The following is a 12,917-nucleotide window of genomic DNA, read 5'->3' on the forward strand; positions in this document are numbered from 1 at the left end:
CAAAATCAAGAAGTTAACAAAAAAGAACAGTATAACCTGAACAAACTCCAGAAGCGTCTGCGCCGCAATGTGGGTGAAGCCATTGCGGACTTCAACATGATTGAAGAAGGCGATCGCATTATGGTGTGTCTGTCAGGCGGTAAAGACAGCTACACCATGCTGGAGATCCTGCGCAATCTGCAGCAGAGCGCGCCGGTCAATTTCTCGCTGGTGGCGGTGAACCTCGATCAGAAACAGCCTGGCTTCCCGGGTCATATTCTTCCTGAATATCTCGAACAGCTCGGCGTCGAATATAAAATCGTTGAGGAAAATACCTACGGCATCGTAAAAGAGAAGATCCCGGAAGGTAAAACCACCTGTTCACTCTGTTCGCGTCTGCGTCGTGGCATTCTTTACCGTACCGCCACCGAGCTGGGCGCCACGAAAATCGCCCTCGGCCATCATCGCGATGACATTCTGCAAACGCTGTTTTTGAATATGTTCTACGGCGGCAAAATGAAAGGCATGCCGCCGAAGCTGATGAGCGACGACGGCATGCATATTGTGATCCGTCCGCTGGCCTACTGCCGCGAGAAAGACATCGAGCGTTTTGCCGAAGCGAAAGGCTACCCGATTATTCCGTGCAACCTGTGCGGTTCGCAGCCGAACCTGCAACGTCAGGTGATTGGCGACATGCTGCGCGACTGGGATAAACGCTATCCGGGCCGTCTGGAAACCATGTTCAGCGCCATGCAGAACGTGGTGCCATCGCACCTGAACGACGTTAACCTGTTTGATTTTAAAGGTATTACGCAGGGGGCTGAAGTGGTGGATGGCGGCGATCTGGCCTTCGATCGTGAATCCATTCCGCTGCAACCGGTAGGCTGGCAGCCGGAAGACGAAGACGCTCAACTCGATGAGCTGCGCCTTAACGTTGTTGAAGTGAAATGATGTTGCGCCTCTCTGGTCATATGGCCAGAGAGGCATTAAGGCTTATTTCAGTAAACGTACGCGGCAGGTCTTGCCCTTAATTTTCCCGCTCTGGAACTGCTTCCACGCCTGACGCGCCACGCCCTGACGCACCGCCACATAAACATGCGCCGGATGAATGGTAATCTTACCGATATCTGCGCCATCCATGCCCATATCCCCGGTCATTGCCCCCAGCACATCCCCGGCGCGCATTTTGGCTTTTTTACCGCCATCAATGCACAGCGTCGCCATTTCGGCTTCCAGCGGCACAACTTTCACGTTTGCTGGCGGGTTCAGCCAGTTCAGCTTCAGTTGCAGCATTTCAGACAGGATATTGGCGCGCTGGGCTTCTTCCGGCGCGCAGAGGCTGATCGCCAGACCGCTGTTACCGGCTCGCGCCGTACGACCAATACGGTGCACGTGCACTTCCGGATCCCACGCCAGCTCGTAGTTCACCACCAGTTCGAGGGATTTGATGTCCAGCCCGCGCGCCGCCACGTCGGTGGCCACCAGCACGCGTGCGCTGCCGTTGGCAAAGCGCACCAGCGTCTGATCGCGGTCGCGCTGCTCCAGATCGCCATGCAGCGCCAGCGCGTCCTGCCCTGCTTCGTTCAGCGCATCGCATACTTCCTGACAATCTTTTTTGGTGTTGCAGAATACCACGCAGGACGCCGGGCGGTGCTCGCTCAGCAGCTTTTGCAACAGGCTGATTTTGCCGTTGCGGGAAACTTCAAAAAATTGCTGCTCAACGGCAGGCAGATCGTCGACGGTATCAATTTCGATAGTTTCCGGATCGCGCTGCACGCGTCCGCTGATGGCGGCGATAGCCTCCGGCCAGGTGGCGGAAAACAGCAGCGTCTGGCGCGAGGCGGGCGCAAAGCGAATCACCGCGTCAATGGCATCACTGAATCCCATATCCAGCATGCGATCCGCTTCATCCATCACCAGCGTTTGCAGGTGATCGAGCGCCACGGTGTTCTTTTGCAGGTGATCCAGTAAACGCCCCGGCGTGGCGACGATAATATGCGGCGCATGTTGCAGCGAATCGCGCTGCGCGCCGAATGGCTGGCCGCCGCACAACGTCAGGATCTTAATGTTCGGCATAAAACGCGCCAGTCGGCGCAGTTCGCTGGCAACCTGATCCGCCAGTTCACGGGTCGGGCATAAAATCAGCGACTGCGTCTGAAACTGGCTGGCGTCAATGTGCTGCAACAGCCCTAAGCCAAAAGCCGCCGTTTTCCCGCTCCCGGTTTTTGCCTGCACGCGGACATCTTTCCCGGCAAGGATCGCGGGCAACGCCGCTGCCTGGACAGGTGTCATGGTCAGATAGCCCAGTTCGTTCAGGTTTTCGATCTGGGCGGCGGGTAGAGCATTCAGGGTAGAAAAAGCGGTCACAGTATATTCTCGCGATAAAAGGCCAGGTTCAGCAGGCGCGTATCCTCTCAGATCTGCCCGCTCAACGCGACAATTTAATCGGCACCTCGTCCGGCGGCGGATCGGGTAATGGCTGTGGATGGGGAATGGGATCGGGCACCGGAACCGGGTCAACGGGGATCGGGTCGGTGGGCAGCGTATCAACAGGACTGAACAAATTGAGACGGGACATAGTTACCTCCGCATGAATGAAGCACACCTTAAGGGTAGAAGCTCACGGAAAAGAGGCAAAAAAAAGCCGACTCTTTAAAGCCGGCGTCGTACGAATCAATTGTGCTATGCAGTAATTCAAAAAAAGGAAGTAAGACAATATGGAGCGCAACGCCCATCGCTTGACGTTGCATTCACCTGCGGGAGAGATAGTGCCCTGAATGAACCGGCGTTTTATTGATTTCGCTCAACTAAGGTGGCCTTTTCATGTTTGCATTTTGTTAAAAACGTTAAAATTTACAACCATTTACTGCGATGTAACCACCAGGTAACTCCGCCGATCAATACCACCAGCATCAAGCAGAAGATCGCAAAGCCCAGATGCCAGCTGCCGCCGGGAATGCCGCCAAGGTTAACGCCAAACAGCCCGGTCAGGAAAGTACTGGGTAAAAATACCATTGCCATCAACGACATGGTGTAGCTGCGTCGTGACAATGACTCCTGCATCACCTGGGTGATCTCATCGGTCATCACGCCGGTACGGGCGATACAGGCGTCGATTTCATCCAGCCCGCGTCCCAGCCGGTCAGAGATATCCTGCATGCGGCGGCGCTGATCGTCATTCATCCACGGAAAACGCTCGCTGGCGAGACGGGCATACACATCCCGTTGCGGGGCCATATAGCGACGCATTACGATCAGCTGTTTGCGCAGCAGGGCCAGAAAACCCCGCGGGGGAATTTGCTGATCGAGCAGGTTATCTTCCAGATCGATGATTTTGTCGTGCAGCACTTCGATAAATTCGCTGGCATGATCGGTCAGGGCATCGCAGACATCCACCAGCCAGCCGCCGACGTCCGTCGGCCCGGTGCCTTCCTGGAGATCGTGTACCACGTCATCCAGCGCCAGCACTTTACGCTGCCGTGTCGAGACAATCAGCCGCTCATCCATATATAAACGCATCGCCACCAGCTGATCCGGGCGCTCATCGGTACTGCCGTTAATGCAGCGCAGCGTGATCAGCGTCCCCTCGCCTAAGCGGCTGACGCGCGGCCGCAGGCTGTCGCCCGCCAGCGCATCGCGCACGTTGTTGGGAAGCAAAGGCGTGGTCGCAAGCCAGGCCGCGCTCTCCTGATTGGTATAGTTGAGGTGCAGCCAGCAAGGATGCTTGTCGTCAATAACGTCTTCATCGCTCAGCGTCGTCACGCCGCCTTTGCCATCCAGCAGCCACGCATAGACTGCATCCGGGACGTTAACGTCCGATCCCTTAATTGCCTCCACGGCCCCTCCGCATTCAGCACTGTAATGAAAACAGTCTAGCTGTCTGCCGGGCTTAAGCAATCAGAAAAGGTGCCAGTGCGCTGAATTTTATGGAGAAATGCCGCGCCTGCCTGCGCCACAGGCTGCGGCGCGTTTTCCAGCCGGAAACTGCGCGTTCTGCCCTGGAGTTCAAGCACCTGGTTTTTCAGCACATCCGCCGAGCCGGACAGCTCATCCACCATAGTGACATTGCTTTGGGTGAGTTTTTCCAGCTCAGACAGCGCCTGGCTGATTTGCGCGATACCTTTTTCCTGTTGCAGCGTTGAAACCGAAATCTCATCCATAAGCTGGCTCACCTGCCCGGCCCCGGCGACGATCTCGTGCATGTTTTTACCTGCTTCTTCGACCACCTGCGCGCCCTGGCTGACGTTTTGCGTCGTCACCGCGATCAGCGATTTGATGCTTTTGGCGGCTTCGGCGCTGCGGTGCGCAAGGGTTCTGACCTCTCCCGCTACCACCGAGAAACCTTTACCATGATCCCCCGCACGGGCGGCTTCCACCGCGGCGTTAAGGGCCAGAATATTGGTCTGGAATGCGATGCCGTCGATCATGGCGATAATATCAGTCATCTGCTGCGCACAGTCGGTAATGGACTGCATATTGTTCGAGACTTGATCCATTAGCTCACCGCCCCGGCGCGCGCTGCCGGTGGCTTCGCTGGCGTACTGCGTGGCGCGCTGGGTGTTTTCCGCGTTATTTCTGGTGCTGGCCGCCATTTGCTCCATGCTGGAAGCGGTCTGGATCAGCGCGGCGGACTGTTCTTCGCTTTTCACCGCCAGCTCCGCGCTGCGGGAGTGCAGCTGCCCGGAAAGATCCATGGCCGCCTGCGAGGAGGCGCGGATTTCCCGCACCAGCGTGGCGATGTTACTGGAAAGATGATTGATGCCAGGGATCAACCGCCCCGCACAGTTGTTACCGAAAATCGGGATGGTAATAGATAAGTTACCGGCGATGACTTCATCGATGCTTTTTTTAACGGTATTGATCGGCGAAACTAAATAAAACGTCATATATGCCCATAATAAACCGAGCGTTATCAGCGATAAAATAGCCAGCAGAGTAATTAAGGTGACGTCTTTTGAGACGGCCATCACTATTATTTCCATGACAACAAATGTACTCAGCAGGAATAACATGATGAAGGTTCGAACACTAATATGTTTAAGCATAAACAGGCCTGCTAATACGTCAGGGAGGGATTCAGTAGCTTTATAGCATCTGGAATACCCTTTTTCACTCTCATTTTTAAGGCGCATCATGTTCGCCGTTAATAGCGGAAAGTTTTACCCAAGGGATAGTTTTTCACTGCTTAAAATATTTTTATAAGTGGATAACACTACATCTGTAGCATAAACGTTTTTGACGCCGCAGCGCGATTGTCTCAGGGATAAGCATGGCGGTATATTTAGCGTCCTTTCACGCTCTGCCCCTGAAATTTAATGTAGCCGTACTTAAATACGAAGAAATAATGTGCAACGCAAAAGCTAATGCGCCTTTTTAATAATTCGGTGATAAAGGCTAACGTCAGCCAAAAATTCCGGCGCGCATAATCTGTTATTTGACCGCTTTGTTACAGCGCCTCCTCCCGCCGGGACAGGGTAAAATCGCTTAATAAACAAACAGCTTTTTAGCGCCTGGTTTGCTAACATAGCGCCCCTTTTACCTGCTATCGACGACCAACCGGCATGTCCAAAAAAAGAATCGGGCTTCGTTCGCTATTGATCATCCTCTCTGTGGGCAGCGTCACGCTGACCTCCCTGCTTCTGCTCAGCACGCTGTGGCTCATACAGAAAGAAAATATTGAGGACAGCCTGCTGCGCAGCAATATCGCCTATGCGCGCAAACTGGCGGACACCACCGACGGCTACTTTTCCACAGCGCAGCGCGAACTTGCCTATAGCGCACAGCAAATCAAAACGCTGCGCGATGAGGATAATCTGCATCGCGAAGCGGAACGGTTACGCCTGCAATCCGGATTTTTTAACTCGGTGGTGATCGTCACCTCCCAGGCGGTGGTGGCTGCCGCCTCGCCTGAAAGTCTGGGGCTGGTCGGGCAAAAGCTCACCTCTGACGCCACCAGGCGCGCCATCGCCCTTAAACAACCCTTTATTTCCAGTCCGTTTATGTCAGCTGCCGGAAATTATGTGGTGTTTATCTCCCAGCCGCTTTATGCCGCTGACGGACATTATCTCGGCTTTGTCGGCGGCTCTATCTATCTGAAAAAGCCGAGTATGCTGAGCAATATTATCAGCCAGCATTTTTATGAAGATGATTCTCAGGTGAGTATTGTCAGTAACGATGGCAAAGTTATTTATAATCACGATCCCTCCCTCGTCGGTGGCCATATCGCGGTTAATCCTGAGCTTAAAGATAAATTAATCCACGAACAGAGCGGTAAATATTTACTGACTCATCAGGGACAGGAATATCTGCTCGGCTATGCCAGCCTGAAGGCGACCGGCTGGAATGTCTTTATTTACGGCACCTCAGATAATGTGCAGCGTATTCTGGCGCTGACGGCGGAAAACGCCACCTGGATCCTGCTGACGCTGATCAGCCTGATGATCGCGCTGGTGGCCTGGCTCTCCTCGCGAATCTCCGCGCCGCTGGAAAAGCTGGCGGAACTGACGCGCTCGGAGGACAGCACCCGCACGCTGAAAGCGCTGCCGGGGATCCAGGCCTGGTATGCGGAGGCGGCGAATCTGCGGGAAGCGGTGTATCACCACGTGCTGATGATGGTCAACCGGGTCAGCGCGCTGAACGACGAGGCGATGACCGACCCGCTTACTGGCCTGTATAACCGTCGGGGTTTCAGAGAGATGACCCGCCGCTACCGGCACAGCGATCACCACTGCCTGCTGGCGTTGGATATCGATCACTTTAAGGTGATCAACGACGAGCACGGCCATGACGCCGGGGATGCGGTGCTGATAAGCCTGGCGGTATTGCTGAAAGCCGTCTGCCGCGAGAGCGACATTATTAATCGCTTCGGCGGTGAGGAGTTTGTGATCTTCCTGCCGGACACCTCGTTGAGCGAGGCCATCGCGCTGGCGGAGCGTATCCGTAAAACGGTGGAAAACACCGATTTCCCGTACACGCACCAGATGCGGCTTTGCGGCGGCGTGGTCAGTTTGCAGGATGAGGGTAACGACATGGAAGCGGCGCTGCGGCGGGCAGATGTGGCGCTTTATAATGCCAAAGCCAGCGGCCGCAACCGCGTAATGTTCAGCAAAGGCGATGAGATTTACCCTCACCAGGCGGGATAACGGGCTGGCAAGCCAGCCCGCGTCTGTCAGTGCTGCAAAATATACATCGTGCGGGTGTAAGCCACGTCTTCCGGATTGTTAATCGGATAGCCTTTCAGCCAGGGTTTGATCAGTCGTCCGTTACTGTACTGGTAGATAGGGGCAATCGGCGCTTTTTCGGCAATGATTTTTTCCGCTTCGTTATAATCGGCATTACGCGCTTCCGCAGTGGTTTCCTGCGCGGCCTGATTCAGTACTTTATCGTAAGCCGGATCGTTAAAGCGCGAAATATTGCCGCTATGGCTGGAAGTCAGCAGCGACAGGAAAGTTGACGGCTCGTTGTAATCCCCCACCCATGACGCGCGGATCACATCAAAATTGCCGGTGTTGCGGCTGTCGATGTAGGTTTTCCACTCCTGGTTTTGCAGCTTCACATCCACGCCCAGATTTTTCTTCCACATCGACGCCACCGCAATGGCGATTTTCTGGTGCGTTTCCGAGGTGTTATACAGCAAGGTCAGATTCAGCGGGCGCTGCGGGCCGTAACCTGCCGCCTGCAACAGGGTTTTCGCCTGCGCGTTCCGCTCTTCCTGGCTCATGGAAGCAAAAGGCGATGGCGAAGCTTTAAACCCGGCCGTCACGTCCGGCGTGAAATGCCACGCGGGTTTCTCGCCGGTGCCCAGCACTTTGTCCGCCATCAGCTGGCGGTCAATGGTCAGGCTCAGCGCCAGCCGCACACGCGGATCGGCGGTCGGGCCTTTCTGGGTGTTAAAGGCGTAATAATAGGTGCCCAGCTGCGGCGGCGTGTAGACCTGGCCCGGAATGTCTTTCATCAGCTTCTGATAGAGGTTTTTCGGGAAGGATTCGGTGATATCAATATCGTCCGCCAGATAGCGTTTGGTGGCGGCGCTCTCCTGGTTGATCGGCACAAAAGTGACCTGCTGGATCACCGTACGGGCGTTGTCCCAGTAATTGACGTTCGGCACCGCCACCAGTTTTTCATTCACCACGCGATCTTTTAATACATAAGCGCCGTTACCGATGAGCTTGCCGGGCTTCGTCCACTCCGCGCCCTGCTCCACATTCGCTTTCTGTACCGGATAAAACGCGAAGCTGGCGGTCAGATTGGCAAACCAGGGCAGCGGTTTATCAAGCTGAACGCGCAGCGTGTGGGGGTCAACGGCAGTGACGCCGAGCTTGTCCGGCGTGGCTTTGCCGTCAATGATGTTTTGCGCATTGCTGACGCCCGCCAGCGCCGCAAACCAGGCGAATGGCGAAGTGGTTTTTGGATCGACCAGCCGCTGCCAGCTGTAGACAAAATCCTGCGCGGTCACCGGCGTGCCGTCCGACCATTTTGCATCGTTGCGCAGAGTAAAAGTCCAGACGCGGTTATCGTTGCTCTGCCATTTGGTGGCGACGCCGGGCACCAGCTCGCCCTTCTCATTCTGATTCACCAGCCCTTCGAACAGATCGCGGATCACCTGGATTTCCGGCAGGCCAACGGCTTTAGCCGGATCCAGTGATGCAGGCTCGTCTTTAATGTGGCGCACCAGCACCTGCTTTTTCGCCAGCACTGCGCCCGCTGGCACCTCGGCGGCAACAGAAATCGACGAAAAGCTGCACATCAACAGCGCACAACAGGTTAGCGAAACGGAATGTTTCATGAGATCCCCTCAAAAGTAGGTGCCGGCCGGCGAAAGATGAGGTAATTATTTGTTTTAACAACAGGGAAAGCAAACATATCCCTTCAGAAAATAACGATTTGAAAAGGATCGTGTTTTGCTTAACACTTTTAACCATCACCCGACAGAGTAAGGATGTCTATGTCCGTTTCCCTTCCGCGCGCCGAACGAGGGGCTTTTCCCCCGCTGACGGAACATTATGGCATCTCCGGGCTTGGGGCGCCGCTGATCTGGTTTCCCGCGCCGCAGGCCTCGTCGGACAGCGGGCTGATCATTGCCGGAACCCATGGCGATGAAAATGCCGCCGTGGTTACGCTGTCATGCGCGCTGCGGACGTTAAGCCCGCAGTTTCGTCACCATCATGTGGTGCTGGCGGTGAACCCGGACGGCTGCCAGCTCGGTTTACGCGCCAATGCGAACGGCGTCGATCTGAACCGCAACTTTCCGGCGGCCAACTGGCGGGCCGGGGACACGGTGTATCGCTGGAACAGCGCCGCCGAGGCGCGGGATGTGGTATTACAGACCGGCACGACGCCCGGCTCCGAACCGGAAACGCAGGCGCTGTGCCAGTTGATCCACCGTATTCATCCGGCATGGGTGGTGACCTTTCACGATCCGCTGGCCTGTATTGAAGATCCCGCGCAAAGCGAGCTGGGGGCGTGGCTGGCGCAGGCGTTCGCCCTGCCGCACGTCACCAGCGTCGGCTATGAAACGCCCGGCTCTTTTGGCAGCTGGTGCGCCGACATAGGCCTGAACTGCATCACCGCCGAGTTTCCGCCTATCTCAAACGATGAGGCGAGCGAAATCTATTTGCAGGCGATGATGGATCTGCTGCGCTGGACGCCTCAGAGGTGAAGCTGACCGGTGGAGAAGCGCAGTCCCGGCTCCACGTCCACCGCCAGCCAGGTCGGGCCATCCAGATCGGCGAAACGCACTTTGCCCGCCAGCGGCAGCGCCGCGCTGATGGCCCGCGAGGTGCAGAGCATACAGCCGAGCATCAGTCCCAGCCCCTGCGCTGAAGCGGCGTCGGCCAGCGCCAGCGCCTCGGTCAGGCCACCGGTTTTATCCAGCTTGATGTTGATCATCTCGTAGCGGCCCTGCAAATTTTGCAGGCTGCTGCGCGTGTGGCAGCTTTCATCGGCGCAGATGGGCAGCGGATGGATAAAATTCGCCAGCATGGCGTCATCGCTGGCGGGCAGCGGCTGCTCCAGCATCGCCACGCCCAGATCCGCCAGCAGCTGGCAGCGCGCCGCCAGCCCTTCGCTGTGCCAGGACTCATTGGCATCGACAATCAGGGTGGCGTCGGGCACCGCCGAACGTACCGCCACCAGCCGTTCGCTGATAAACGTATCATCGAGTTTCACCTTCAGCAGACGCGCGCCCTTTTCCCACAGCGCCGCCGCGCTGGCCGCCATCTGCTGCGGCGTGCCGATCACCACCGTTTGCGCGGTGGTCACCGTGCCCGTCAGCGGCACGTGCAGGAGATCCATCAGATTCTGTCCTGCGCGACGCGCCTCCAGATCCCACAGGGCGCTGTCCACGGCATTACGCGCCGCGCCAGGCGGCAGGAGCGATTGCAGATCCTGACGCGTCAGCCCGCCTTCCAGCTGCGGCACCACGGTCATGATTTGCGCGATCACCGAGGCATCGCTTTCACCATAGCGCGGATAGGGCGTACATTCGCCCACTGCCCGCACACCATTCTCTTCCAGTTCAACCACCACCACCCGCGCTTCATTGCGGCTGCCACGCGAGATCACAAAGGGCGTATGCAGCGGCCAGTTCTCTTCATAAACCTTGACGGTTCTCATTCCGTTACTCCTCAGGCGCGATGTGGACAGTATAGTGATGAAAATAGGTTTGCCGAGTTCCTGAATAATCCCGTAAACTAGCCGCGACGTTAACTATATGTAAACAGGAAGCTATTTATGTCACAACTCGTTCATTTTCAGGGCAATCCGGTCGCTGTTGCCGGCACCATTCCCCAGGCTGGCAGCAAAGCGCCGGCATTCACGCTGGTGGCAAAAGATTTAACGGATGTCACGCTGGGCCAGTTCGCGGGCAAACGCAAAGTACTGAATGTCTTCCCGAGCATTGATACCGGCGTCTGCGCCGCGTCCGTGCGCAAATTCAACCAGCTCGCCACCGAGATGAAAGACACCGTTGTGCTGTGCATCTCTGCGGATCTGCCGTTCGCCCATTCCCGTTTTTGCGGCGCGGAAGGTCTGAGCAACGTCATCACCCTTTCCACCCTGCGTAATGCAGAGTTCCTGGAAAACTACGGTATCGGCATCACCGAAGGCGCACTGAAAGGCCTGGCGGCCCGTGCAGTTGTGGTGATCGACGAGAACGACACCGTGCTGTTCAGCGAGCTGGTGAACGAAATCACCAACGAACCGAATTACGACGCCGCGCTGGCTGCGCTGAAAGCGTAATTTCAGGTTAGTTCGCCCGGCGGCGCAGGCTTGCCGGGCTTATCCATTGCACCCGGCACTCATTTCCCGCTTACTCCTCGCCCTTCTTCTGGCTTAAGCCGTATTCCCGCAGTTTATTGGCAATCGCCGTATGGGATACGCCAAGGCGTTTCGCCAGTTTGCGCGTGCTGGGATAGCTCCGGTAGAGCTGCGTCAGCACCGAACGCTCAAAGCGGCTGGTGATGTCATCCAGCGAGCCTTCCATCGCCTCTTCGCCCACGGCCAGGCTACCGGCGTCATAATCGGGCAGCAAAATATCCTGCGAGCGTAACTCATAACCTTCGAGCTGCGTCAGCGCGCGATAAATGGCGTTTTTAAGCTGACGCACGTTGCCCGGCCAGCCATAGCGCATCAGCACCGTATTCAGCTCGGCGGACAGTTTCGGGCGCGGCACGCCCTGCTCATCGGCAAAACGCGCCACGAAAAGTTCGGTCAGCGGCATGATATCCTGCGGACGATCGCGCAGCGGCGGCAGATTGAGCGTCAGCACGTTCAGACGATAATAGAGATCTTCCCGGAACAACCCTTTCTGCACCAGTTCCACGAGGTTTTTCTGCGTGGCGCAAATTACCCGCACATCCACATGCACCTCATGATCTTCCCCGACGCGGCGGAACGTGCCGTCATTAAGGAAGCGCAGCAGTTTGACCTGCATGCGCGGCGACATTTCGCCGATCTCATCCAGCAGCACCGAGCCGCCGTTTGCCTGCTCGAAAAAGCCTTTTTTGCCTTCCGGCGCGTGACCAAAGAGTTCGCTTTCCACCGCATCCTCCGGAATGGAGGCGCAGTTTAATGCCAGATAGGGCTTAGCAGCGCGCGGGCTGGCAAGATGACAGGCGTGCGCCAGCAAATCTTTGCCGGTACCGGTATCGCCGACGATCAGCAGCGGCGCGGTAAGCATCGCCAGTTTGCGGGCCTGATCCACCACCTGACGCATTTTCGGGCTGACGGCGACGATCTGGCTGAAGGCGCTGACGTCCTGCGTGGTCATATTTTGCAGCTGGCGGCCCATGCGGATGGTCGAACGCAGCATCACCACCGCGCCGGTCAGCACCGGCGTCCCCGCTTCGCCTTCCAGATGCACCGGGGTGATTTCCATCAGGAAATTTTGCCCGTTGATCACCACATGTTCGTTATGGGACGCCTGCGGATTCCCCTCCAGCCAGCGCTGGAAGTTAAAACCAGGGATAAGCTGCATCGCGGTATGGTTGCGCAGCTTTGCCTGCTCAAGCGCGAACAGCTGGCAACTGGCCGGGTTCGCCAGCTCCACTTTGCATTTCATATCGACCGAGAGCACTGGCTCCGGCAGCGCTTCCAGTAAGGCGCTGAGCGCCAGATGTTCACGCTCCGACGGCATCCACAGTACGGTGCGCACGTCGGTGACGCCCGCGATACGGCGGATCTCCGCCATCAGGCTGCTGAAGGTGGTGAACTCCAGTTCAGCAAAATTAAGGTAGATGCGACCGATAGGGTCGATTTCGATACCGCGCAGATCTATGCCGCGTAATACCAGCAGATCGAGCAGCTCGCGGGCCAGACCAAGGCGGTCTTCACAAAACACTTCCAGACGCATGAGGGCTTCACCCTGAATAGTTAACCTATGATGAAATGATAAGCCACTTATTGGCTGGCAGGAAGCTGTCTGTCAACAAATATTGACA

General features: G+C 56.6%; 11 protein-coding genes. 4 read left to right on the forward strand and 7 right to left on the reverse strand.

The features are described 5' to 3' along the window. A partial coding sequence (ttcA, locus tag QRD42_RS15185; RefSeq protein WP_321987534.1) for a tRNA 2-thiocytidine(32) synthetase TtcA occupies nt 1–930 on the forward strand: 930 nt, incomplete at its 5' end. Nucleotides 931–972: 42 nt separating this feature from the next. On the opposite strand, the gene dbpA is transcribed toward ttcA, so the two are convergent. The 4 genes from dbpA to QRD42_RS15205 form a co-directional block, all read right to left on the reverse strand. After that, nucleotides 973–2,346: an ATP-dependent RNA helicase DbpA gene (gene dbpA / locus QRD42_RS15190; protein WP_318363633.1), complete on the reverse strand. Its 1,374-nt coding sequence runs from the start codon at nt 2,344–2,346 to the stop codon at nt 973–975. A 61-nt stretch (nt 2,347–2,407) separates the two neighbouring features. After that, the gene (locus tag QRD42_RS15195; RefSeq protein ID WP_318374986.1) at nt 2,408–2,557 is read right to left on the reverse strand and encodes a hypothetical protein; all 150 of its coding nucleotides are present in this window, start codon (nt 2,555–2,557) and stop codon (nt 2,408–2,410) included. Between the two features lie 275 nt (nt 2,558–2,832). Next, nucleotides 2,833–3,816: a zinc transporter ZntB gene (gene zntB, locus QRD42_RS15200; protein WP_318363634.1), complete on the reverse strand. Its 984-nt coding sequence runs from the start codon at nt 3,814–3,816 to the stop codon at nt 2,833–2,835. Between the two features lie 35 nt (nt 3,817–3,851). Beyond that, entirely contained in the window at nt 3,852–4,946 is a 1,095-nt protein-coding gene (locus QRD42_RS15205) for a methyl-accepting chemotaxis protein (protein ID WP_415877717.1), read from the reverse strand. A gap of 594 nt (nt 4,947–5,540) precedes the next feature. Here QRD42_RS15205 and QRD42_RS15210 point away from each other — a divergent pair. Next, nucleotides 5,541–7,121, forward strand: coding sequence for a sensor domain-containing diguanylate cyclase (locus QRD42_RS15210; RefSeq protein ID WP_318375502.1), 1,581 nt, complete (start codon nt 5,541–5,543; stop codon nt 7,119–7,121). Between the two features lie 26 nt (nt 7,122–7,147). On the opposite strand, the gene QRD42_RS15215 is transcribed toward QRD42_RS15210, so the two are convergent. Further along, entirely contained in the window at nt 7,148–8,764 is a 1,617-nt protein-coding gene (locus QRD42_RS15215; protein WP_321987536.1) for a peptide ABC transporter substrate-binding protein, read from the reverse strand. Nucleotides 8,765–8,923: 159 nt separating this feature from the next. Between QRD42_RS15215 and mpaA the strand changes: the two genes are divergently transcribed. Further along, nucleotides 8,924–9,637, forward strand: a complete 714-nt coding sequence (gene mpaA / locus QRD42_RS15220; RefSeq protein ID WP_072568584.1) for a murein tripeptide amidase MpaA — start codon at nt 8,924–8,926, stop codon at nt 9,635–9,637. Here the strand turns inward: mpaA and ycjG are convergent. After that, nucleotides 9,628–10,593 carry an L-Ala-D/L-Glu epimerase gene (gene ycjG / locus QRD42_RS15225; protein ID WP_318375503.1) on the reverse strand — a complete coding sequence of 322 codons (966 nt, stop codon included), beginning with the start codon at nt 10,591–10,593 and terminating at the stop codon, nt 9,628–9,630. The two genes, mpaA and ycjG, sit on opposite strands and share 10 nt — an antisense overlap. Nucleotides 10,594–10,710: 117 nt before the next feature. Between ycjG and tpx the strand changes: the two genes are divergently transcribed. Further along, the gene (gene tpx / locus QRD42_RS15230) at nt 10,711–11,217 is read left to right on the forward strand and encodes a thiol peroxidase (RefSeq protein ID WP_072568586.1); all 507 of its coding nucleotides are present in this window, start codon (nt 10,711–10,713) and stop codon (nt 11,215–11,217) included. Nucleotides 11,218–11,287: 70 nt separating this feature from the next. Here tpx and tyrR read toward each other — a convergent pair whose 3' ends face one another. Beyond that, nucleotides 11,288–12,829, reverse strand: a complete 1,542-nt coding sequence (tyrR, locus tag QRD42_RS15235) for a transcriptional regulator TyrR (protein ID WP_072568587.1) — start codon at nt 12,827–12,829, stop codon at nt 11,288–11,290. Nucleotides 12,830–12,917 lie beyond the last annotated feature (88 nt).

The organism is Enterobacter sp. PGRG2, assembly GCF_030291195.1.
Taxonomy (GTDB): domain Bacteria; phylum Pseudomonadota; class Gammaproteobacteria; order Enterobacterales; family Enterobacteriaceae; genus Enterobacter_D.

Coding starts and splice junctions, on each gene's coding strand:
- QRD42_RS15195 (WP_318374986.1), bottom strand. CDS start 2,557: ATGTCCCGTCTCAATTTGTTCAGTCCTGTTGATACGCTGCCCACCGAC.
- QRD42_RS15205 (WP_415877717.1), bottom strand. CDS start 4,946: ATGGCCGTCTCAAAAGACGTCACCTTAATTACTCTGCTGGCTATTTTA.
- QRD42_RS15210 (WP_318375502.1), top strand. CDS start 5,541: ATGTCCAAAAAAAGAATCGGGCTTCGTTCGCTATTGATCATCCTCTCT.
- QRD42_RS15215 (WP_321987536.1), bottom strand. CDS start 8,764: ATGAAACATTCCGTTTCGCTAACCTGTTGTGCGCTGTTGATGTGCAGC.
- mpaA (WP_072568584.1), top strand. CDS start 8,924: ATGTCCGTTTCCCTTCCGCGCGCCGAACGAGGGGCTTTTCCCCCGCTG.
- ycjG (WP_318375503.1), bottom strand. CDS start 10,593: ATGAGAACCGTCAAGGTTTATGAAGAGAACTGGCCGCTGCATACGCCC.
- tpx (WP_072568586.1), top strand. CDS start 10,711: ATGTCACAACTCGTTCATTTTCAGGGCAATCCGGTCGCTGTTGCCGGC.
- tyrR (WP_072568587.1), bottom strand. CDS start 12,829: ATGCGTCTGGAAGTGTTTTGTGAAGACCGCCTTGGTCTGGCCCGCGAG.